Consider the following 21,506-nt stretch of genomic DNA (forward strand, 5'->3'; position numbering starts at 1 on the left):
TGATCGGTGATGGAGATAACTATGAAAAAAACAAGGGTGCGATGGTTGTTGGGCTTGTTTGGACTGGCGTTAGTTGGATGCTCCACGGCGGACAATGAAATGGCGGGGGGGAATCTACAGGCGGTTAACCACACCCTGCATGCGATTAATTGGTTTTCCGTTAATGGGTACCGAGCTCACGGAGGTGGGGGAAGTGCGTGTTGTATTATTTTGCCGACTAAATGGCGCCCAGGTTTAAAGGCTCATATTGAATGGGAAATCGATCCTGAACCTTTTGCAAAAATAAAACGAAAAACAACTGGGTTTGAATTTGATGAGGGTGCGTGGGCTGCGCATGAGGCGAAGTTTCAGCGCTACAGCACTATTGTGGATATTCCCGAATGGTCGGGAACAGATTCATGTGGTTTAAGTGTGCATTTCTTAACGTGCAATCAAATAAAAGTTACGACTTCATGTTGGGGGTACGGATCGCCCAATAACCCCATTAAAGAGCCACAGGATATGAAGGAGCCTACCGTATGTCCGAAGTAAAGAAAAATAAAAGCGCCAAGGTATGGGCTCCGCCGGTTTTTCCACTGGAAAGGCGTTTGCCTAGTGATGTTGTGACAGTGACAGCCAATTACAAAAAGCAAATCGCCGAAGAGGTTTGTCACCAGCGAGGCGTCGATTCCAAAGGACAGTCCCTGGGGTTTGAATGCTGCCACAGTCTGCACATCAGTCTGTTCTTCGATGGCACTAACAATAACGAGTTCAACGATACGAAGAAGAATCACCCGAGCAATATCGCCAAGCTCTACCATGCGTCAATTCAAGGAAACAAGGCCAAGGATGAAGGCTACTTTTCTTACTACATGCCCGGTGTCGGCACGCCGTTTCCGGAAATTGGCGAACTCGATTACAGCGCAGACGGGCTACGGTTCGCGACGGGAGGTGAGGATCGGATCAATTGGGCGTTGGTACAGGTAGCCAGTGCATTGTCCTATGCACTGAAAAACAAAGAAGAAATAAAGCGTACAGACGCCAAGGACGCGGTCAAGGAAATGAGCACCTGGCAGGCACCGCTGATGAGCGTCCTGGGAGATGGCAAGCGACGTCGAGTCATGAACGGGCTGCTAGGCCCCTTGAAAGCTTGCAAAGAAAAGTCCCGGCTACCCAAGGTGCTGGGAATCAAACTGTTCGTATACGGCTTCTCGCGCGGCGCGGCTGAGGCGCGCGCCTTTGTGACCTGGCTGAGCCAGTTGTTCGATACGCCGGCCGGTGCCGAGCTTCCCGAACAGCGACTGATCGGTCTGCCGGTCAGCGTCGAGTTTCTCGGTGTGCTGGACACGGTCGCCTCGGTCGGCATCGCCCATGCAGCGCCTTTTTTTGCCGGGCACATGGACTGGGCTGATGACAGTCAGTTGTTGCCCGACGCGGCAAAATTTCCGAACTTCGTCAAACGCTGCCGGCACTTCGTCGCGGCCTTCGAGCAACGCTCGTGTTTTCCGCTGGACTCGATCCGCAACGAGGACGGTCAGTACCCGCTCAACACTTATGAAGTGGTGTACCCCGGTGTGCATTCCGATGTCGGGGGTGGTTATCCGCAGAATGACCAAGGCAAAGCCCGAGGCGGTACCAATGAACTGGTGTCGCAGATCGTCCTGCACGATATGTATGCCGAAGCCTTCGCTGCGGGCGCGCCGTTGCAGGTACGGGAAACCGTGCTTCCGGAATGCCTGCTGCCGTCTAGACAATGGCGTGCCATGAGTCCTGCAACCGAGAGAGAGTTTGGAATCAGTGACACGCTAGTCGAACGCTTCAACGCCTGGCGCCAAACCCTCCCAGGCATAACCACCTACACCCCCACCCCCACCCCCACCCATACAAAACCCTGGGAGTACAAACCCGAGCTACTCAGTACAACAGTGGAAGAAGCCCTCGCTGATCAACTGGGCTGGATCACCGGCTGGCGCATCGGTCGTTATGCAAATGACCCGTTGCAGAACAACGACAGTTACAAGCATCAGCCGTTTTTCACCCAGGCCAACGAAATCACTGGCTACGAGACTGAGCAACAACGCGAGGCCTATGAAAAGGAGAAGAAAATCATCTTGGCCGATCGGCTGAAAGCGCCCGAGGCGGCAACGAATCATCCCGGCCCGCCCATCTACGAACCGCAGATCGACAAGACCCAGCTCAGCGAGGCGGCTGCGGAATTCAAGCGCGACTACAGAGGCTTCGACCGCAAGCAAACCAGTGCGGCCGGTACGATCACCGATGTGATCTTGCGCGACGCCATCTATCTGCTCAACGAAAACGATGAATTGCACGACCACGCCGCGATCAGGGCCGCAGGTGATCTGCGCACCAAACAATTGTTCCGCGACGATCGAGGCACGCCCAGCACCGACCCGCGCATGGCGCTGGTGGTCGCGCTGTTCGATGACCAGATACATGACTCCCGCGCCTGGTTCATGCATGACGCGTTGAAATCCCGTGAGCTGTGGGCCGGTTATTTCTTCTATCGCATGACGTATTTCGGCAATGCCAACAGCCGGGACCTGGCACCCGTGGTGGTGGCTGGACGAATACTGGGCGTGGCGATGCTCGCCGGTGCAACGGTCTACGGCATCAAGCGCGGTGGGGTGCTGGGCGGGGTTGGCGGGCTGGCCGCTGGCATCGGTGGCGCCACCATCGGCTATCAGGTGATCGACAAGGCGCGGGGTGTGGCGCTGCCGTTCCTGCCGGAGGCCGCGCAGTTGCTCAAACCGACGGCTCATATCGGCCAGGTGGCGGCTGAGCTCAAGCAGCAGATTGCCGAGGAAAACTATGCGCAGATGATCGATCGAACCACCGCCATGCTGCGCGAGGCGGGCAGTTTGTTCGAACTCACCGGGGAGGACGTGTGATGTTGCCTCTGGTACGCATGGGCGACTCGCTCAGCCCTTTCGGTGGTGAAGTGCTTGAAGGTCACTACGAGGCCTTCGGTTTCCCGGTGGCCTGCGTGGGGGATCAGGCCCGCTGCGATTTGCACGGGCTGACACGCATCAAGGAGGGCACCTCGATAGCGACCATGGACGACACGCCCGTGGCGCTGGATGGGTGCCAGTGTGAATGCGGCTGCCAACTGGTCAGCTCCCTTGCCGCTTCGTCAATGATGTCGGCGCCATGAATCGGGCGCCGCAATACCCGGACGTTATCGAACCGCGCGAACCCCGTTGGCGACGCTGGTGGCTCGCTTTGCTGTGGCTCTGGGGGTTGCAGTCGGCGGTGTTGTTGTCGTTATGGCCAGAGGATCAGCCACGACTGGAGCTCTGGTTATGGAGTGCCGTGCTGCCGTTGTGTTGGATGTTGGCACTGGCCCTGCGTGTGCTGGGGTGGCAAATCGGCCTGTTCAACCGCGATGTGTATCGGCGCACGGTTGATGCCGCTGTGCAGCGCTGGTGGGGGTGGCGGTGCCTGGGTCTGCCGGTGGAGCAAGTGTTGCTGCTGGGGCCCGTGGGCGATGAGCAAACCCATTACCACGGTTTGATGGCCGGTGCACCCGCACCCAAGCCATCGAAGCCCGATGGCTCCACGCAGCCCATGTTGTGCTGCCCGGTGGCGCTGGGCTCGTCCAGTGAGCGTACTCCGGCGTTGGCCCGACGCCTGGCGCGGATGACCCTTGAACTCCCCGAGTTGAAAGAACGCTGGCCGTCGTTGCGAGGGATCGCCTGGATCGGCGATGAGGCCAGTCAATGCGCCTATTTAAAGGCAGTGACCAAGGGCGGCGTGGTGTTGCCCGAAGCGCGCATGCCTTTGGCTGACCTGAGCGATCTGGACACGCTCATTGATGCGTTTCACCACGACTGTCGCGATGAGGCGGATTGGGTGCTCTGCGTCGGGGTGGTCTCGGTACCGAGCGCTGACGAGCCGGATCTGCCCGGTGAAGCAGGATTTCTCTGGCTGGTGAGCCATCAGGGCCGGCAGTTATTGCACCGGGGCGAGTACCTGTTGCGCGAGTCCGACGAATCGCCCGCTGAGCTCTGTGTGCAGCTACAGCGCTACGCCGGGCTGGACGCGGCACCGCCGGCTTGCCTGGCGCTGGATAAAACCAGTCAGGGCGCTTTCGTGGCAGGCGGCTGGCAGTCTGCCGAACATCAATTGTCAGGGCACTGGGGCGTGTTGGCGCAACTGGCGCCCTTCATCGGCATGTCCCTGGCGTTGTTGCAGGCAAGGGCGGCCGGACAGCCCTGTGGCTGGCTGAGCCAGGACGGAAACAATCGATTGGCTATAGGAATGGCGGTGCCTCATGGCAATGATTAAGAAGACGAGCGAAGGCTCTCTGAAGAAGGTGGGACTGGGTTATCTGCTGGTGTTGACGGTACTGGTGGTGCTCGGTTGTCTACTGTACGACTTGAGCCGCGAGTATTTCGGCTGGCCTCGACTGCCACTCAAGTCGTTGGCGCTGTGGGGGGCAGGGACCTGGTTTGCCTTGTGCTGGTTCTGCCCGGTGGTACTGCTGGCGTGGGATCGATTGGCAGTCACGCAATCGAGTCGAGTGGTTGGCGCAACGGGCGCGATGGCGACTTCGCCGTTGAGCAAAGAGGACGCTTCAGCGAATGACTCATGGGTGCCGGGGCTAAGGAAATACCTCCTCGAAAATCACAACCTGCTCTGGCGCCATAAATTCCGCTTGCTGCTCATGGTTGGCGAACCTGATCAGATCGACGCCATCGCTCCAACCCTCAGAGATAAAAAATGGCTCGCAAGCCACGACACCATCCTGCTCTGGGGCGGCAGCGCACAAAGCCAACTGGACCAGTCATGGCGCACACGCTGGCATGGCTTGACCCGCTGGCGTCCGCTGGACGGTGTGGTCTGGGCGCTGAACACAGCGCAAAGCGCCGACACCGCCGCCATGGACGTCGGCGCGCGTCACTTGCAAGAACTGGCCTGCCAACTGCGCTGGCAACTACCGCTGCACTTGTGGCAGGTCTGCGATAGCAAATGGAAACAGGACAAACGTCCGACCCAGCCGGTCGGTTGCCTGTTGCCGTCACCTGCCACGGCGCAGGCTCTGGAAACCTCGCTGGACAGCCTGCTCGATCCCCTGCGTCAGGTAGGCTGGACGCAGATGCGCGACGTTATGGGTCATGACTTTCTGGTGCGCCTGGCTCGCGATCTTCAGGTCGAGGGCATTGCCCGCTGGCGGCAGGCGCTTGATCCGTTGTGGCGTGTGTTTGAGCGTGGTGTGCCGTTGCGCGGGTTGTGGTTCAGCTTGCCGTTGCAGGGCGCTCATGAACACGCGAAGCACCTTTGGCATGTCACCCCGCCCTGGGAAGGCGTGCTCGACGACAAGGCGGTTCAGCACCGTCGCTTCGGCTGGGGCGCTGCGAGAGTCGGCCATGTGCTGGCGTTAGGTCTGATCGCGGTATGGGGCGCCGGCCTGTTGTACTCGTTCGCGAGCAACCGCGTGCACATCGCCGAGGTACAGACGGCCGTCACAGCGATGCACCAGGCGCAATCTGCTGACGAACAATTGCGCGCTCTCCATGAGGTCGCCCGGGAATTGGGTCGCCTGGATTGCCGCGCCGAACACGGCACCCCCTGGTATCAACGCTTCGGCCTGAACCACAACGAGCAACTGCTGGCAACGCTATGGCCACGTTTTGTGGAGGCCAACAACCGCCTGCTGCGCGACCCGGCTGCCGCCACTCTGCAACAGCAACTCAACGCCTTGCTCAAACTGCCCCCGGACAGCCCCGAGCGTGTCACCGGCGCCGCTGCCGCCTACGCGCAGCTCAAGGCCTACTTGATGTTGGCCCATCCGGAAAAAGCCGACGCAACTTTCCTCGCCCAGACCCTTGGTGAGGCGCAACCACAACGCACCGGTATTTCGCCGGGCCTCTGGCAAGCCCTGTCGCCAATCCTTTGGCAGTTCTACGCCGAGCAACTGGCGGAGCACCCGGACTGGCGCATCGAGCCCGATAAACGACTGGTGGCGCAAGTCCGCCAAGTGCTGCTCGGCCAGTTGGGCCAGCGCAACGCCCAGGCCAGCCTGTATCAAAAAGTCCTCAACGACGCGGCCAATCACTACCCGGCGCTGAGCCTGCCGCAGATGGTCGGCGACACCGATGCCCGGGCGCTGTTTGTCAGCAATAAAACCGTCTCCGGCGTGTTCACCCGCCAGGCCTGGGAAGGCCAGGTGCGCGGCGCCATCGACGCCATCGCCGAGGCCCGTCGCGAGGAAATCGACTGGGTGCTCAGCGACCGCCCGACAGACCTCGCCGCCGAGCTGACCCCGGACCAGTTGCGCCAACAGCTGACCGAGCGCTACTTCCAGGACTACGCCAACGCCTGGCTGGACTTCCTCAACAGCCTGCGCTGGCAGCCGGTGGACAGCCTCGGCGAGGTGATCGATCAACTGGCGCTGATGAGCGACGTGCGCCAGTCACCGCTGATCGCGCTGATGAACACCCTGGCGTATCAGGGCCAGGCCGGCGCGCGCGGGCAGGCCTTGGCCGATTCGCTGGTGAAGTCGGCGCAAAAACTGATCGCTCAGGACCCGGTGCCAGTGATCGAACAGCCCACCCTCAGCCATCCGCTGGACGCCAGCTTCGGCCCGCTGCTGGCCTTGCTGGGTAAGGACGCCGAAGGCAAAAACGACGAACGCCTGAGCCTGCACGCCTTCCTCAACCGCGTTACCCAAGTGCGCCTGAAATTGCAGCAAGTGCGCAGTGCCACCGACCCGCAAGCCATGATCCAGGCCCTGGCCCAAAGCGTGTTCCAGGGCAAAAACGTCGACCTCACCGACACCCAGGCCTACGCCAGCCTGCTCGCCGCCAGCCTCGGCGCAGAGTGGGACAGCGTCGGCCAGACCTTGTTCGTGCAGCCGCTGGAACAGGCCTGGCAACGCGTCCTGCAACCCTCGGCCGCGGGCCTCAACAGCCAGTGGCAACGGGCGATCGTCAGCGACTGGCACAGCGCTTTCGCCGGCCGCTACCCCTTTGCGGCCACCACCAACGACGCTTCCCTGCCCATGCTCGGGCAGATGATCCGCGCCGATTCCGGGCGCATCGAACAATTCCTGCAGCAACAACTGGGCGGCGTGCTGCGCAAGGAAGGCAGCCGCTGGGTGGCCGACTCGCGGCACAGCCAGGGCCTGCGCTTCAACCCGCAGTTCCTCGCAGCGATCAACCAGCTCAGCCACCTGGCCGACGTGCTCTACACCGACGGCGGCATGGGCATGAGTTTCGAATTGCAGGGCAAACCGGTACGCGATGTGGTGCAAACCACCTTCATCCTCAACGGCGAAAAACACCACTACTTCAACCAGAAAGAAAGCTGGCAACGCTTCAGCTGGCCGGGCTTCACCAGCCATCCAGGTACCCGCCTGACCTGGACCAGCGTGGTTGCCGGTGAGCGCCTGTTCGGCGATTACGAAGGCACCTGGGGCCTGATCCGCCTGCTGGAAAAAGCCAAGGTCACGCCGCTGACCGACAGTGGCAGCCAGGTCCGCCTGCAGCTCAGGGCCCCCGATGGCATCGACCTGACCTGGTACCTGCGCACGGAACTGGGGGCGGGCCCGCTGACCTTGCTCAAGCTGCGGGACTTCAAGTTGCCGACGCAGATTTTCGTCGGTGAGAGCGGTGCGGCAGTAGCGCAAAACGGGAGTGTCGAATGAGCCTGCGAAGCCTGATCGCCCGCTGCCTGGGTGAGCGTGACGCCCTGTCTCTGGCCCGGCTGCACGCCGAACGCTGGCAAGCCTGGTTGCAGCCCATCAGCGTTGAATCACCGGTCGGCGAAGACCCCGGCTACGACGACGACTTCCAGTGCATGCGCGAGGAGGTCAACAAGCTGTCCGGCGCGGACGCCGACCTGGTGATGCAACTGGCGCAGAAACTGCTCACCCAGCGCTGCAAGGACCTGCGCGTGGCCACCTACTACCTGTGGGCGCGCTTGCAGAAGGACGGTGAGGCCGGTCTGGCCGATGGCCTGGAATTGTTGGCGGCCTTGATCGAACGCTACGCCGAACAAGTCCTGCCCATGCGGCCCAATAGCCGCAAGATGGCCCTGGAGTGGTTGACCAGCGCCAAGGTGCTCGACTGCCTGTCGCTGTACCCGGAAGTGGTGAAGGACGAAGCGGAGCGCACGGTGACGGCATTGGCCTGGCTCGAGCGCGGACTGGACGCATGGCCTCAGGACCAACGTCCGGCGCTGGACGCGCTGTATGGCGCATTGTCCGCGCGATTGGCGCAGTCCGGCGGGGTGGATGCACTGGTGCCGCAGAACAGTGCCAGCCATGACGCCAATGTCCAGACCGGTGCAGCCGCTGCGACGGCCATCAAATCCGGTCGTGATCTGCTGGACAGTGGTCGGGCGCTCGCCGGGTATCTGCGCGAACAACCCCAGGGCTGGCTGGCGGCCCATCGCCTGATGAAGAGCCTGCGTTGGGACACGGTGCAGCAAACGCCGCCTCAAGACGCCAATGGCCTGACGCGCCTGACGCCGCCCCGGGGCGACTACCGGGCGCAACTCAAGCGCCTGTATCTGCAGCAGAGCTGGAGCGAGTTGCTCGATCAGGTCGAGCGAATCTACGCCGAAGGCGTCAATCATTTCTGGCTGGATCTGCAGTGGTACACCTGCCAGGCGTTGAGCAAACAACCCGCGCCCCAGGACAGCTGGGCCGATATCGCCAAGCGCGACCTGGGGATGTTCCTCGACCGATTGCCGGGCCTGGAAACGCTGTGCTGGAGCGACGGCACGCCTTTCGCCGATGAGACCACCCGCGAGTGGATCACCCAGCACGTCAGCGGCAATCGCCAACAGCAGTGGTTGCCTGCACCGTCCGCCGCACCGGCAAGTGCGGACACCGAGATCCTGTTGCTGGAGAGCGAAGCCCTGGCGCAGGCCGACAGCGACGGCGTCGAGCATGCGCTGGCCTGGCTGGCGCAGCGTCCCGACATTCACACCGGCCGACAGCGCTGGTTGTTGCACCTGCTGATGGCGCGGGTGGCCGAGCAGTACGGCAAGAGTGATCTGGCGCTGCATCTGCTCGGCGAGCTGGACGCGACCGCGCAGCGCCAGGCGCTGGCGCAGTGGGAGCCGCAGCTGAGTTTCGAGGTCAAGGCCCGGCTGCTCAAGCTGTTGCGTTTGAAAGCCCAGCGCAACGACACCGACAAAACCGCCCTGGGCCAGCGAATGGACGCACTGCTAGCGGCGCTGGTGGCCATCGATCCGGTACGCGCCGCGGTGCTGTGCGGTTAACCCTCATTCATCAGGATTTTTATTGTGAGCATGGACAATCTGACACTGCGTTATTACGACGCCGAGATGCGCTACCTGCGTGAGGCCGGTCAGGAATTTGCCGAGGCTTTTCCGGACCGGGCTGCGCATTTGAACCTGGACAAGCCCGGCGCGCGCGATCCTTATGTGGAGCGCCTGTTCGAGGGCTTCGCCTTCCTGATGGGGCGCCTGCGCGAGAAGCTCGACGATGATCTGCCGGAGTTGACCGAAGGCCTGGTCAGTCTGTTGTGGCCGCATTACCTGCGCACTATTCCATCGCTATCGATTGTCGAGCTTTCACCGCAGCTGGACGAGTTGAAGCACAGCGAAGTGATCGCAACCGGTTTTGAAGTGCTGTCGCAGCCCATCGGCCCGCAGCGAACCCGTTGCCGCTACACCACCACCCAGGATCTGACGTTACGGCCGCTGGCTCTCGAGTCCGTGCGACTGGCTCACGAACCCGACGGGCGTTCGTTGCTGCGACTTCGCTTTACCTGCGGTGCAATGACCGACTGGAACCAGATTGACCTCAGTCGCCTGCCGCTGTACCTCAATGCCGACGCGCCGCTGGCCAGCGCGCTGCATCAGGCGCTGACCCTCAATACCCAGGCCTTGTACGTACGCCTGCCGGGCGACTCGGAGCGTCAACCGTTTGAGGGGCATTTTGCGACCAAGGGCTTTGCCGAAGAGGATCGTCTGTGGCCCAAGGGTGACAGCGCCTTCAGCGGGTATCAGTTGCTGCTGGAATATTTCACCTTCCGCGAAAAATTCATGTTCGTGACCTTGTGCGGGCTCGAGCATTTAAAGTTTGCAACGGGTATAGCCTGGTTTGAACTGGAGGTGGTCCTGCGCGAGTCCTGGCCTCAAGCTTTCAACCTGAGCGCCGAGCACATTCGCCTGCATGCGGTGCCGGTGATCAATCTGTTCACGCTGGAGTCCGACCCGCTGACGCTGCAACCGTTGCAGACGGACTACCTGCTTCGTCCCATGCGCTTGCAGGACGGTCATACGGAGATCTATTCGGTGGATCGGGTCACCGCGTCGAAGAACGCCGAGCGCCACGACTACGTGCCATTCACCAGTTTCCGCCACAAGGGCGGCATGCTGCGCGATGTAGCGCCAGAGCGTTACTTCCATACCCGCCTGAAACAGGGTGCCAATGGCCTGCACGATACCTGGTTGATCCTCGGCGGCGAGGGCTTTGACAAGGACAATCTGCGTAACGACAAAAGCCTGTCCCTGCACCTGACCGGCACCCACGGCCAACTGCCGCGCAAGGCGTTGCAGAGCACCTTGCTCGACACCCTGGTGCAGTCCACACAGACGGACTTGCGAGTACGCAACCTCTGTGCGCCGACCTTGCCGTGCTATCCGCCGAACCGCGACCGTTTCCACTGGCGAGTACTCAGCCACCTGGGCTCGAACTTCCTGCCAATGCTCGACAACGCCGAAGTGCTGCGCGGCACCCTGGCGTTGTACGACTGGACCGGCAGTGAGCTGAACCGGCGGCGCCTGGCGGCCATCGTCGAGGTCAGGCACCACCTGGTGCAGCGCTTCGAAAAAGGTTTTCTGCTGCGTGGGGTGGACATCGAGGTCACCCTGGATGCCAACGGTTTTTGCGGTGAAGGCGACATCAGCCTGTTCGGCGAAATGCTCCATCGCTTCTTCGGTTTGTACGCCGACATACACCTGTTCAACCAGCTCACGCTGATTCTTCAACCTACTGGAAAGTGCCTGCGATGGAACGAGAACCACAGTCAGCGTATTCCCGGCTGAAAGCCAGTGGACTGCTGGAGGCGCTGGAGGGGCGGGTGGCCGAGGCCAGTCTGTATCGCTTCTGCCAGTTGCTGGAGCAGGCGATGCCGGATCGGCCTCCTCTGGGCAGCACCACGCACCCGGCAGATGACCCGGTGCGCTTTCGCCCCGATCCGGGCATGGGCTTTCCTGCCGGAGAACTGAAAACGATCGAAACCGATGAAAATCATCCTCGGCGCCCGGCCACGGTACGCACGCGCCTGCTCGGCCTGTATGGCGTGGACTCGCCAATGCCGACGACTTTCCTGGACGATATCGCCCAGCGTCGGGAAGGCCATCAGGCGCTGGAGGCTTTCCTCGATATTTTCAATCACCGTATCTTCACCCAGTTCTATCGCATCTGGCGCAAGTACTCGTACCCGGCCACCTTCGAAGCAGGCGGTAGCGATGCGACTTCGCAATGCCTGCTGGGCTTGATCGGCCTGGGAATTCCCGGCACCACCGAGCGCATCGCCACACCGGTCTCGCGCTTTCTGGCGCTGCTTGGCGCGATGCGTCTGCCCACCCGCAATGCCGAGGGCATCATCGCGCTGGTGACGCTGCTTGCGCCCAATACCCGAGTGAAAGTGACCCCGCACTGGCCGCAGAAGATTGCTTTGGCGCAGCCGGCAAGCCTGTCCACGCGTCAGCCGGTGAGCCTGTCCCAGGGCACGCCGCTTGGCGCTGTCGGGTACGACGCCAACAGCCAATTGCAGCTGGCGCTGTTCACCGAGGATCAAGACGAGGCGCGTGGCTGGCTGCCTCATGGCCAGTTGTACAACGACCTGCTGGTACTGCTGCGGGTTTACCTGGGCTGGCGTTGCACCGCCCGACTGCAGCTATCGCTGCCCGTACGCAGCCTGCCGCAAGCGATTCTGGGAGGCACCCCCGTACTGCTGGGCATGACCGGCATGTTGAGCTTGGGTCGAGATACCCGGCAGGACGCACAAGACCACAGCATCACGATCAATCTGGGCCGCTACCAAGGCCTGAAAAGCAACCCCGACGCCAAGGAACTACAGCATGTCGCGTACCGCTATTAACCCACTGATGATCGTTGCACTCGCCGCGTTGCTCGCCGGCTGCGGTCTGACCCAATCGGCGAGCGATTCCACCGCATCCATCGGCCGGGCGATGTTTTACAAACAGGTGAAAACCCTGCACCTGGATTTGAATGCCCGGGTGGCGACGAACACCAATGGGACAGACATGAATGGCTTGTCGGTGCCAACGCTGGTGCGGGTGTACCAATTGCGCGATGACAGGAAAGTACAGAGGGCCGCCTACGACAGCCTGTTGGGCGATGACGACAATGTGCTGTCCGGCGACCTGCTGGACACGCGGGCCGTGGTGGTCAAGCCCGGGGAAGGGATGCAACTGAATGTACCGATGGATAAGGACGCACGGTTCATCTCGGTGGTCGCGTTGTTTCGCCTGCCCGACACCGAGCGCAATACCTGGCGCCTGACGCTGTCGCGCGATGACCTGGAGCCGGACCGCGCGCGCGTCATCGAGTTGGGGGATAACCGATTGACCCTGCGACCGTTGGCCAAGGAGTAACCAATGCCCGAGTTGAGTCCTTCGCTCTATGAAACGCTCCTGCAGAACTTCGACGGTGACCTGGAACTGTCCCAGGTCAGTGAAGAGGATCAGTACACTCTGTCAGTGCTGGACAATGTGCAGCGCATCCTCAACAGCCGTGCCGGTACTCTCGCCCATTTGCCCGATTACGGGCTCCCGGACATGGGCGTGATCCTGCAGGGGTTGCCCGCCTCGGCACAGGGGTTGATGAGGACGCTGCAAGAGACCCTGATCAAGTACGAACCACGTCTGGCGGCGGTGAGCATCGAGCTGTTGCCACAGGTTCAACCGGGGCACCTGGAATATGCCCTGGAGGTGCAACTCAAGGGCGGCGGCCGGGTGACGTTCGGCACGACCCTGGGCGCCCAGGGCAAAGTCGTGGTGCGTCATCTCAAGCAGCGCAACTGGCTGTCGTAATCGAATCTGTTGGGGAGGGGAGGCCGGATGACGGCGTTATTTGAAATGCGAATTCGCGTGGGCGGTGATCCGCGCGAGTTTGCTGAGTGTGTGGCACTGCGCGATGAACTGGCCAAACTGAGTCACCCGGCCTGTCCCGATGTGGACTGGGCCAGGGTGGAGCAGTTGTGCCTGGTGCTGTTCCAGCGCAACGGAGCGGATCTGCAGACGGCGGCAGCCTTCGCGCTGGCCCGCAGTCACCGCTGCGGACTTGACGGCATGACCCAGGGGATTGCACTGATCGAGGCACTTGCCGGTGAGTGGCCCGGCGTGTGGCCGCCCGCGCCATCTGTCCGCCTGGAGATCCTGGCCTGGCTGTTCGCTCAACTGCAATGGTTGCTGCGCAGCCTGGAGGTGCATGAACGAAACCTGACGGCTCTCGCTCACCTTGCGGTTGAAATGGAGCATCTGCAATCACGCCTGGATCTTCAGGCAGCGGTTCCCGTGGTCGCCTTGCAGACCCTGCGCCAGCAGCTCCAGAGTGTCATATTCCGCGTGCAGCAAAGCCGGCTGCCGGGCACCACGGTACCGCTGGCAATGGCTGCCCCTGAACGGGCACTGGTCACCCCTGTTGTGATTTTGCCGGCTGCCCCTATGCCTATGCCCGGGATGAAAACATCGAGTCGTCGCACCGCGTTCCTGATGGGGGCAGTGGCGGCCACGCTGATACTGGCCAGCGGGGTCTGGTGGAGCGTTTCGGCCGGGAATGGTGAGGGCCGGCCGGGTCTGCAGGGCCTCTTCCAACCGGGGCAGGTCGTCCGTGACCCCGTGCGACTGGACAGTCTTTCACTGTTCGAGGCGGGCAGTGCGCAGCTCAAGCCCGACTCGACCAAGGTCTTGATCAGCGCCCTGGCCGACATCAAGGCCCAGCCAGGCTGGCTGATCGTGATCACCGGGCATACGGATGCCAGCGGCAGTCCTGAGCACAATCGGCAGCTATCCCACGCCCGCGCCATTGCCGTGCGTGGCTGGATGCAACGGATGGGCGACCTGCCGGACAGCTGCTTTGCCGTCCAGGGACTTGCTGCCAGCCAGCCGGTCGCCAGCAACGACACCGAACCCGGTCGTGCGGCCAACCGCCGTGTCGATATCCAGCTGGTGCCGCAGGCGGGCGCCTGCGGGCAGCCCTTCGCCAGCGGCTGAGGGCAATGGCTCAGCGGCCACAAGCGGGCAAGTCGTGCAAATTCTTCAGACGTCGAGATTGAACGTTCGTCGGATGGCGGGTTGCTACCATCGCAATTGCCTGCCGATATCGACACGGCTGCTACGCTTGGTCGTTGCAGTGCCCGAGCCTCATTCCTGCTCACGCTGCAAGGGTAATTACGGAGCGCGACATCCATTCCTGTCGGCAACCTGCACGGAGGCAGGCGATGGTGATCAAAAGCATGGCCGATTCGACTGCGGCGGGGGTTCCCGTGCCGCTCGATCGGGAAGAAATCGAGCGGGTGCTGGCGCTGTTGCTGGCCAGCCCGTTGTTTGCCAAGTCCAGGCGCATGGGCGGTCTGTTGCGCTTTCTGGTCGAGCACGACCTTCAGGCTTGCAACACGCCGCTGACCGAACACGCCATCGGCATCGCGGTGTTTCGTCGTGACCCGGCAGTGTATTGCACGGGCGACGATCCGGTGGTGCGAGTCCAGGTGGGGCGCTTGCGGCGCAAGCTCGCAGCGCATTACGCCGGCAATGGCCAGCAGGACCCGGTGCGCTTGAGCATTCCACCCGGGTGTTATCGCTTGACCTATCAGCGGCTGCGGCCCAAGGGCGTCGGCACTCGCCATCCGGTGGTCCAGATCCAGCCGTTTACCTGCCTCACCCGCGATGGCGATGACTTTACCCGGGGCTTGTGCGAGGAGTTGAGCTGCCGCCTGTTCGAGTCGTTCGAACAGGCGCAGACCGGGACCAATCATGTGTTGATGCGGGTGGCACGCAACAGCGAACCGGTACCGGACTTCAAGCGTGGCGGGCGTTACAGCTATTGCCTGGAGGGCAGCGTGCGGGTCGAGCCTTCGCGGGTGCGAGCGTCATTGCGTCTGGTGGATGTGGCGCAGGGGCGGATTCGCTGGTCGGCGCAGTTCGATCGTGATCGACCCTATGGCATCGCCACCCAGGAGGACCTCGCGCAGTCGATCTGCCGCTCGCTGACGGGTTACTTCGCCACGACGGGCAACGAGGAGTGAAAGGGGCAACCGCAAGGTTGCCCCGGCATGACGGTTACACGGTTTTCCACTGACCGCCTTCGTAAAGGCGACCTGCGGTGTTATCGAACGTCAAGTCGATTTCGATCGCCTTGGAGCGTGAGGTACTGAACATGGTGCTGGTCTGTACGTTCTGTTCGAACCACACGAGGATGGTTTCCACCGGCGTCAACACGGTTTCACCGGTGACGACCTGATCCACCGCAACGTAAATGGGGGTGCTGACCTGAGTGCCATCAATGCCGGTAGATAGCTGGTTGATACCCGGATGGATGGGTGCGTAGTCGTTTACAAAGGTCATGGAAATGTTCGGTCCTCCGGTAACCGCCGAACTCAACAGACCGTGCTCATCGAGTGTCGATGTTTGCCCCAGGCCGATATTGACGATATTGGTCGAGACTTTGACCTGCACATTTGCCTTGAACAGGTTGGACGCAAACAGCTGATATTGAGGCGTCCAGCTGAACTCGTTGTTGCTCAGGTAAGCGTCATAGGACTGCCAGACCACGTTGTAGTCGGCGTCACCCACCTTCTTGGCAAAGCACAGCTTGTAGCCGGACTTCTTCAGCAGCGTCAGGTCGCCGGCGGCGATTTCGATGGTGACGGTTTTTTGCGAAGCCGCCAGGGCCGACCTCAATACCGGGCCGTAATCCGACGTCTTCAGTTGCGTTGCACCCATGATCGACTTGACGGCTTCTTGCACATCATTGTGAAGCTGCTGGCTCTGTTGGCTGACAGCGATTGATTTGCTCATGGTTTCCCTCTTCCTTGGTGGTGTGTTGGACAATCAATGGGTTGCTGGCGCCTGGCACTGCAGTCCATTGACGGCTTCACTCTAGGGGCGAGGGGCAGGGCGGCTAAGTGTCTTGGTGTTACAAGCGGGTATCGGGGTTGTATCAGGGGGCAAGTCAGCGGGGCAGCCAATCGGCCGCCCCGCCTTGACCTCAGGCGGCCTTGGCATCGGCCCAGACGAAGTTCCAGCTCGTGCGCTTACCCTTGGCGACCTCGATCAGCTTGTTCTCGTACACCGTGTGATTGACCACGCCGGTGTAGGTCAGGGTGCGGGCGGCATTGGTCCCGGTGACCTCGCCCGGCTTGCCGCCCGACTCGACCATGGCTTTTTTCATGTCGGCTTCCGACGGGGCGCTGCTCTGGTTTTTTTCCACTTTGACGAAACTCATGATTCACCTCTTCCGTGATGGGGGGATCGGTGCCGGCGCGGGCCGACAAGTCGACGACCCTGCTGCACACCGACGGCCATACTCTATTGGCCAGTTCGGCGGCGCAGAAGTGACAACTGCGGCGCTGAGGTAACAATCGGGAAACAGCGCCACGCATTGAAGTATCTGCGACGTATCAAGGGTGGATTCATATCGAAGAAGGTTGCGGCGAGTATCTCGGGCCGAATGGGCGCTCACCGAATGGAATTCCATACAAGGTTTCAGAGTTGTGCCTGCAGGAAATCGCAGGTCTCGACGTCACTTGTCGATAAACCCGCGAATCGCCGCGATGGTCTGCGTCGGCGCTTCCTCCATCAGCCAATGCCCGGCCCCCGGAATCACCACTTCGGTGACCTTGTCCGCCGCATTGCGCATCACGATGGCCTCATTGGCCCCGAAGGATTTCTCACCGCCGACCGCGAGTACCGGCATGCTCAGTTTTTTGACCATCGACGCTTCATTGTCCACGGCATCCTGACGAATGCTGCGGAACTGGGCGAAGGCCGCGTGCATGGCGCCGGGGCGGGCGTAGAGTCTGGCGTAGTGCTGGCGGGTGCCTTCGTCGACCTTGGCCGGGTTGCCGGCGAATTCGTTCCAGAAGCGGTCGAGGTAGAGGCGCTCACGCCCGGCGACCAGGCGTTCCATGTCCGGTCCGCCGAAGTCGAAGTGCCACAGCATTGGCGAACGCACGATGTCGTTCCACGGCGGAATGCCCGGTACTGGCGCGTCCATCACCACCAGGCGATCGGTGTGTTCCGGGTAGCGCGAGGCATAGGCGAAGGCGACCATGGTGCCGATGTCGTGGCCGACGACCACCGAGTGCTCGATCTTCAGCGCATGCAACACGCCGCGGATGTCGCCGGCCTGGGTTTTCTTGTCGTAGCCCGCCGCTGGAATCGATGACAGGCCCATGCCGCGCAGGTCCGGCACCACCACGGTGTGGTCCCGCGCCAGATCGGCCGCCAGCGGTGCCCACATGTCGCCGGTGTCGCCAAAGCCATGCAACAGCACCACCGCCGGCCCCTTGCCGCCGACGCGCACGTGCATCGTGACGCCATCGACGGGGATGTCCTGGGTCTGGAAGGAGGCAGGGAACGGCGTGACATCGGCGTGGGCCGCGACGCTTGAGGCGAGCAGGGTGAGGGCGGTCAGCAGGGGGCGGATCATGGCGCTGTCTCCGGGGAGGTGCTGTGAGATGCATACAATCGACATGCCCCATCCTTCGGCAAACACCTGCAAGGCTTCGATCGGATGAGCGTAGACGGTTTATGGTTCTGTGCCTCGATGGAACCAACTTCGTCAATAGCGTCTAAATTTCAGGGAATATTCCCGCCACGAAGGAGCGACTCATGTTCAGGTCTCGATCATTGATTGCAGCGATTACCTGTCTGACTCTGGTCAGCGGTCCGCTGACTGCGCTGGCCGATCCGGGTAACGGCCAGGGCAACGGGAAGGCAAGCCATGGCAACCAGGGCAGTCATGGCAACAAGAACAAGAATTCCGGTGGCGGGGACTGGAGCAATGGTCCAAGCATCAATCGAGGCAGCGTGCTCGAGATCATTGGCGGGAATACGGGCTACTGGAGCCCCGGGCCGGCTTTGCCACCGGGTATTCAAAAGAACCTCGCCCGAGGCAAGCCGCTTCCACCGGGCATTGCCAAAAAACTCGATGGCCGACTGGTCGGCAGACTGCCCCACTATGAGGGTTACGAGTGGCAGCAGGTCGGTACGGATTTGATCCTGGTAGCGCTGGCCACCGGGGTCATTTATGAAATTCTCGACGGCGCGTTTGATTAACCTGAGGAAGGTCGTCTTCCTGCTGATTCAAGGTGCTCCAGCCGTCTGTCGTGACAACTTGAACTGTCTGAGGGATATCGCGTCATACGCCACGCGATATCAACCACCTACGGAAGCAATCATGCTTTTTAAAAACAAGAGTCTCGTAGCTGTAATGTCATGCGCCATGATGCTTGCAGCCGCCCCGTTACTCCCTGACGGCCTGTCGATCATGGGTTCTGCATACGCGAAGGACGGCGGTGGGGGCGGTGGCGGTGGAAACGGCGGCGGTGGCGGTGGCGGTGGCGGAAACGGCGGCGGAAATGGTGGCGGAAACGGCGCAGGCCACGGCGGCGGCATGGGTGGCGGACACGCCGGTACAGGCCATTCCGGCAGTAACGGCCGCGGCAACGGGCTGGACAGCGACCATGCCGGCAAATCCGTGCGCGACCATGGCCTCAGCGGGAACCATTTCGGCAGTGAGCGCAATGACGATAACGGCCGTGGCACCACGACCTCAGGCATCGCCCATTCCAAGGATACTCGCGGTGTCGCCAAGGCCCGGGCCATTTCGGCCTCGAAGCCGGGTGATCACAACACCAAAGGCTTGAGTAAAGCCGGACTGTCGACCTCGAAAAAATCCCATTGAGTTCGCGGTTGTAGAAATCAGTTTCAGAAAATCAAAGAACCCGCCGAGAGGCGGGTTTTTTGCACCAGGCATTAGATCACCGGCCATTGCGCATCTCGCGTCGCACCCCGCACATCATTCACTTCCTTCAGTAAAGTGGCCGCAAAACGGCCCTTGCACGGACAGAAAACGAGCCACCCGGACACATCGCGCAGTGATTTGCGTCCGCGGGCGATTTGTCATGTTCAGCGTCATTTCAATGTAGATATTAGTCAGCCCAATGCGATTTCAATGAGGCTGCCCTGTGTTCCAACGACTTGTGTGTTCGCTGTCTGTCTTGAGCCTGTCCATCGCTGCCGCCCAGGCTGCCGAGACGGTCCCCCTCAACACGCCACGCCTGAAGAGCATCGACAATTTCCGCGATGTCGCCGGGCTTGCCACCGCCTATACCACGGCCAATGACGGTACCCTGCGTGGCGGGGTGTTTTACCGCTCCAACGCGCTGACCCCGTCGGCGGCGGATCTGGCGACCCTCAACGGCCTGGGCATCAAGGCGGTCTACGACCTGCGCACGCCCAGCGAGATCGCCGCTACGCCCGACAGGATGCTCACGGGCGCGACGTACACCAACATCGACATCATCGGCGGCTCCACGTCTGGGGCGAACGTCACCAATGTCGCGTTCCACAGCGCCGCCGAAGCCACCGCCATGATGCAGGACACCAACCGTGATTTCGTCAGGAACGCGGGGATGCGCAGCGAATTCAACCAGCTGTTCAATGAGCTGGCCGCGGTCGACGGCGCGGCGCTGTTCCATTGCACCGCCGGCAAGGACCGTACCGGCTGGACCGCGGCTGTGCTGCAAAGCATCGCCGGAGTCGACGATGCCACCATCATGAGCAACTACCTGGCGACCAACGACTACACCGCCGCGCGTATCAAGGCGACCCTGGCGGCGATGCCACCGGCCATGGCGACCATCTATGCGCCGCTGATCGGTGTGGAGGCCAGTTACCTGCAAGCCGGCCTGGACCAGGTGACCGCGCAGTACGGCACGATGGATAACTACCTCAAGCAAGGCCTCGGCCTGTCCCAGGAAACCATCTACGTGCTGCGCGGCAAGATGGTGTTCTACAACAGCTTGCCGGGCGCGGCGGACCTGGCCGGCAACGCCGCGGCCGGTGCGCAGTTGTTGCAGCAACTGCAGAACAGCAACCTGTCGGGCACCTACAGCGCCTATAACTATTACCTGCAGTCGGCCATCGACGCGCGCAGCCTCGGGGGCGTCGAGTCTACCGTCGGCGGTCAGGTGCACGCCGACGCTGCCAGCTATCTGTTGCGCCAGGGCGCAATGATCGAACAGGCCGCCGCGCCCTTCACCAGCGGCACCGAACTCAAGGCCGGGCAATATCGACTGTGGAGCACCGCCCTGGCGGGGTATCTGGGCACCGACGGCTCATCCCGGGCCTCCAGCAGCAACGAGCATAGCCAGGGCATGATGATTGGCCTGACCCAGCGCTTTTCCGAACAGCTCAGCGCCCATGCCGGTTTCGGCTACAGCAACGGCAATGTCGGTGGCGCCGGTGGCGAGGCCGATACCGACCTGACTTTCTTCAGTGTCGGCGCACGTTTCGCACCCAACGGGCTGGAACGTGGCCTGTTCGTGGATGCCGATGCCAGCGGCGGCTATCTGGATTACTCAAGCACGCGCGAACTCGGTGGAGGTCTGGGCACGGCCAAGGGCGACAGTCATGGCAACCTCACCGGCGCGACCCTGGCACTGGGTTACCGTGTTCCGGTGAGCGGCGTGACCCTCGAGCCAAGCCTCGGAGTGCGAATCAGCCACGTCAACCTGTCGGGCTTCCAGGAAAAGGGCAGTGAGCTGGCCCTGGACGTCGACGGTATCCACGAGACCCGCAAAAGCGCGGTGGCCAACCTCAACGCTTCATTTGCACCGGTCGCCCTGGGCGCCTGGCAAGTGGTGCCGGGCGTGCAAGTGGGCTACGAGCATGTGTTGGGCGACCACGAAACCGACAGCGAAGGGCACTTGCTGGGCCTGGATGTTGAACAGCAGGCAGCCTTCGACAACCGTGACCAGTTCACCGGTGGCGTCAATGTCATGGCCAATCTGGGGGCGTGGAGCGTGGGTGCAGAAATCGGCGCCAGCGGTGGCGGCGACAGCCATGGTTTCAATGGTGGCCTGAAGGCGAGCTATCTATTCTGACGGGATCCTTGTGGGAGCGAGCCTGCTCCGGGCGGCGTTCCGACGAAGGCGGCCTGACTGAGTACATATCCGTTTTTTGGGTGACGGCGACTTAGGGTTTCGCCCTTACGGCGACTCACTTTTTTTACAAGCGCCTAAAAAAAGTAAGCAAAAAAACGCTCGCCCCGAACGTCCGGCCCCTCGCCTAGGCTCGGGGTTCCTTCGCTCCGGCATTCATCCGGGGGCATTGCCCTCCGGTCGGCTTCGCTCGACCTACATGCAATGGGTTCGACTGCGTCGAATGGCGCTACGCGCCATTCCCCGGATGAACACCTCCACTCAGCCTGCCGAGGGAGCGGGTGGATCAAGATCAAGAGCGGCAGGCGAGCTAACGCTCGGCCTGTTGAGTGG

18 protein-coding genes are annotated in these 21,506 nt (G+C 61.7%); 15 read left to right on the forward strand and 3 right to left on the reverse strand.

The genetic code is table 11. The features are described 5' to 3' along the window. The first annotated feature begins 9 nt into the window (after positions 1-9). From ACEN8Q_RS03920 to ACEN8Q_RS03975, 12 genes are all read left to right on the forward strand, one after another. Positions 10-531: a DUF3304 domain-containing protein gene (locus ACEN8Q_RS03920; protein ID WP_413704567.1), complete on the forward strand. Its 522-nt coding sequence runs from the start codon at positions 10-12 to the stop codon at positions 529-531. Continuing rightward, complete coding sequence (locus ACEN8Q_RS03925) at positions 519-2,888, forward strand: T6SS phospholipase effector Tle1-like catalytic domain-containing protein (protein WP_413704568.1); 2,370 nt, start codon at positions 519-521, stop codon at positions 2,886-2,888. The genes ACEN8Q_RS03920 and ACEN8Q_RS03925 overlap by 13 nt, the downstream gene beginning before the upstream one ends. Next, on the forward strand, positions 2,888-3,151 hold the full coding sequence (locus tag ACEN8Q_RS03930; RefSeq protein ID WP_111286946.1) for a PAAR domain-containing protein: 264 nt from the start codon (positions 2,888-2,890) through the stop codon (positions 3,149-3,151). Before ACEN8Q_RS03925 ends, ACEN8Q_RS03930 begins: the two co-directional genes overlap by 1 nt. Further along, on the forward strand, positions 3,148-4,284 hold the full coding sequence (locus ACEN8Q_RS03935; RefSeq protein WP_413704569.1) for a hypothetical protein: 1,137 nt from the start codon (positions 3,148-3,150) through the stop codon (positions 4,282-4,284). Before ACEN8Q_RS03930 ends, ACEN8Q_RS03935 begins: the two co-directional genes overlap by 4 nt. After that, positions 4,277-7,645 carry an ImcF-related family protein gene (locus tag ACEN8Q_RS03940; protein WP_413704570.1) on the forward strand — a complete coding sequence of 1,123 codons (3,369 nt, stop codon included), beginning with the start codon at positions 4,277-4,279 and terminating at the stop codon, positions 7,643-7,645. Before ACEN8Q_RS03935 ends, ACEN8Q_RS03940 begins: the two co-directional genes overlap by 8 nt. After that, positions 7,642-9,228, forward strand: a complete 1,587-nt coding sequence (tssA, locus tag ACEN8Q_RS03945; RefSeq protein WP_413426838.1) for a type VI secretion system protein TssA — start codon at positions 7,642-7,644, stop codon at positions 9,226-9,228. The genes ACEN8Q_RS03940 and tssA overlap by 4 nt, the downstream gene beginning before the upstream one ends. Positions 9,229-9,252: 24 nt before the next feature. Beyond that, positions 9,253-11,022 carry a type VI secretion system baseplate subunit TssF gene (gene tssF / locus ACEN8Q_RS03950; protein WP_413704571.1) on the forward strand — a complete coding sequence of 590 codons (1,770 nt, stop codon included), beginning with the start codon at positions 9,253-9,255 and terminating at the stop codon, positions 11,020-11,022. Further along, a complete protein-coding gene (gene tssG, locus ACEN8Q_RS03955; RefSeq protein ID WP_413704572.1) occupies positions 10,986-12,083 on the forward strand; it encodes a type VI secretion system baseplate subunit TssG in 1,098 nt (365 codons plus the stop codon). The genes tssF and tssG overlap by 37 nt, the downstream gene beginning before the upstream one ends. Then, complete coding sequence (gene tssJ, locus ACEN8Q_RS03960; protein ID WP_413704573.1) at positions 12,064-12,600, forward strand: type VI secretion system lipoprotein TssJ; 537 nt, start codon at positions 12,064-12,066, stop codon at positions 12,598-12,600. The genes tssG and tssJ overlap by 20 nt, the downstream gene beginning before the upstream one ends. Positions 12,601-12,603: 3 nt before the next feature. Further along, a complete protein-coding gene (gene tssE, locus ACEN8Q_RS03965) occupies positions 12,604-13,038 on the forward strand; it encodes a type VI secretion system baseplate subunit TssE (RefSeq protein ID WP_413704574.1) in 435 nt (144 codons plus the stop codon). A 27-nt stretch (positions 13,039-13,065) separates the two neighbouring features. Then, a complete protein-coding gene (locus ACEN8Q_RS03970; RefSeq protein WP_413704575.1) occupies positions 13,066-14,220 on the forward strand; it encodes an OmpA family protein in 1,155 nt (384 codons plus the stop codon). 227 nt (positions 14,221-14,447) lie between these two features. Beyond that, complete coding sequence (locus ACEN8Q_RS03975; protein WP_413426826.1) at positions 14,448-15,251, forward strand: hypothetical protein; 804 nt, start codon at positions 14,448-14,450, stop codon at positions 15,249-15,251. Positions 15,252-15,285: 34 nt separating this feature from the next. Here ACEN8Q_RS03975 and ACEN8Q_RS03980 read toward each other — a convergent pair whose 3' ends face one another. From ACEN8Q_RS03980 to ACEN8Q_RS03990, 3 genes are all read right to left on the reverse strand, one after another. Next, positions 15,286-16,023, reverse strand: coding sequence for a hypothetical protein (locus tag ACEN8Q_RS03980; protein WP_413426824.1), 738 nt, complete (start codon positions 16,021-16,023; stop codon positions 15,286-15,288). A 190-nt stretch (positions 16,024-16,213) separates the two neighbouring features. Continuing rightward, a complete protein-coding gene (locus tag ACEN8Q_RS03985) occupies positions 16,214-16,450 on the reverse strand; it encodes a hypothetical protein (RefSeq protein ID WP_413426822.1) in 237 nt (78 codons plus the stop codon). A 297-nt stretch (positions 16,451-16,747) separates the two neighbouring features. Further along, positions 16,748-17,656 (reverse strand): alpha/beta fold hydrolase, encoded by a 909-nt coding sequence (locus ACEN8Q_RS03990; RefSeq protein ID WP_413426820.1) that lies wholly within the window; start codon positions 17,654-17,656, stop codon positions 16,748-16,750. Positions 17,657-17,838: 182 nt separating this feature from the next. Between ACEN8Q_RS03990 and ACEN8Q_RS03995 the strand changes: the two genes are divergently transcribed. The 3 genes from ACEN8Q_RS03995 to ACEN8Q_RS04005 all read left to right on the forward strand — a co-directional run bounded on the left by ACEN8Q_RS03995 (position 17,839) and on the right by ACEN8Q_RS04005 (position 21,116). Continuing rightward, positions 17,839-18,285 (forward strand): anti-virulence regulator CigR family protein, encoded by a 447-nt coding sequence (locus ACEN8Q_RS03995; protein WP_413426818.1) that lies wholly within the window; start codon positions 17,839-17,841, stop codon positions 18,283-18,285. 121 nt (positions 18,286-18,406) lie between these two features. Next, complete coding sequence (locus ACEN8Q_RS04000; RefSeq protein WP_413704576.1) at positions 18,407-18,913, forward strand: hypothetical protein; 507 nt, start codon at positions 18,407-18,409, stop codon at positions 18,911-18,913. 283 nt (positions 18,914-19,196) lie between these two features. Then, positions 19,197-21,116, forward strand: a complete 1,920-nt coding sequence (locus ACEN8Q_RS04005; protein ID WP_413428906.1) for a tyrosine-protein phosphatase — start codon at positions 19,197-19,199, stop codon at positions 21,114-21,116. The last annotated feature ends 390 nt before the right edge of the window (positions 21,117-21,506 follow it).

The organism is Pseudomonas sp. Pseusp16 (genome assembly GCF_047324915.1).
In the GTDB taxonomy this organism is placed as follows: domain Bacteria; phylum Pseudomonadota; class Gammaproteobacteria; order Pseudomonadales; family Pseudomonadaceae; genus Aquipseudomonas; species Aquipseudomonas fluorescens_CD.

Excerpts from the sequence above, each read along its gene's own strand:
- ACEN8Q_RS03985 (WP_413426822.1), bottom strand. The coding sequence starts at position 16,450 with ATGAGTTTCGTCAAAGTGGAAAAAAACCAGAGCAGCGCCCCGTCGGAA.
- ACEN8Q_RS03980 (WP_413426824.1), bottom strand. The coding sequence starts at position 16,023 with ATGAGCAAATCAATCGCTGTCAGCCAACAGAGCCAGCAGCTTCACAAT.
- ACEN8Q_RS03970 (WP_413704575.1), top strand. The coding sequence starts at position 13,066 with ATGACGGCGTTATTTGAAATGCGAATTCGCGTGGGCGGTGATCCGCGC.
- ACEN8Q_RS03995 (WP_413426818.1), top strand. The coding sequence starts at position 17,839 with ATGTTCAGGTCTCGATCATTGATTGCAGCGATTACCTGTCTGACTCTG.
- ACEN8Q_RS03940 (WP_413704570.1), top strand. The coding sequence starts at position 4,277 with ATGATTAAGAAGACGAGCGAAGGCTCTCTGAAGAAGGTGGGACTGGGT.
- ACEN8Q_RS03930 (WP_111286946.1), top strand. The coding sequence starts at position 2,888 with ATGTTGCCTCTGGTACGCATGGGCGACTCGCTCAGCCCTTTCGGTGGT.
- ACEN8Q_RS03990 (WP_413426820.1), bottom strand. The coding sequence starts at position 17,656 with ATGATCCGCCCCCTGCTGACCGCCCTCACCCTGCTCGCCTCAAGCGTC.
- ACEN8Q_RS04000 (WP_413704576.1), top strand. The coding sequence starts at position 18,407 with ATGCTTTTTAAAAACAAGAGTCTCGTAGCTGTAATGTCATGCGCCATG.
- tssE (WP_413704574.1), top strand. The coding sequence starts at position 12,604 with ATGCCCGAGTTGAGTCCTTCGCTCTATGAAACGCTCCTGCAGAACTTC.
- tssG (WP_413704572.1), top strand. The coding sequence starts at position 10,986 with ATGGAACGAGAACCACAGTCAGCGTATTCCCGGCTGAAAGCCAGTGGA.
- ACEN8Q_RS03920 (WP_413704567.1), top strand. The coding sequence starts at position 10 with ATGGAGATAACTATGAAAAAAACAAGGGTGCGATGGTTGTTGGGCTTG.
- ACEN8Q_RS03935 (WP_413704569.1), top strand. The coding sequence starts at position 3,148 with ATGAATCGGGCGCCGCAATACCCGGACGTTATCGAACCGCGCGAACCC.
- tssA (WP_413426838.1), top strand. The coding sequence starts at position 7,642 with ATGAGCCTGCGAAGCCTGATCGCCCGCTGCCTGGGTGAGCGTGACGCC.
- tssJ (WP_413704573.1), top strand. The coding sequence starts at position 12,064 with ATGTCGCGTACCGCTATTAACCCACTGATGATCGTTGCACTCGCCGCG.
- ACEN8Q_RS03975 (WP_413426826.1), top strand. The coding sequence starts at position 14,448 with ATGGTGATCAAAAGCATGGCCGATTCGACTGCGGCGGGGGTTCCCGTG.
- ACEN8Q_RS03925 (WP_413704568.1), top strand. The coding sequence starts at position 519 with ATGTCCGAAGTAAAGAAAAATAAAAGCGCCAAGGTATGGGCTCCGCCG.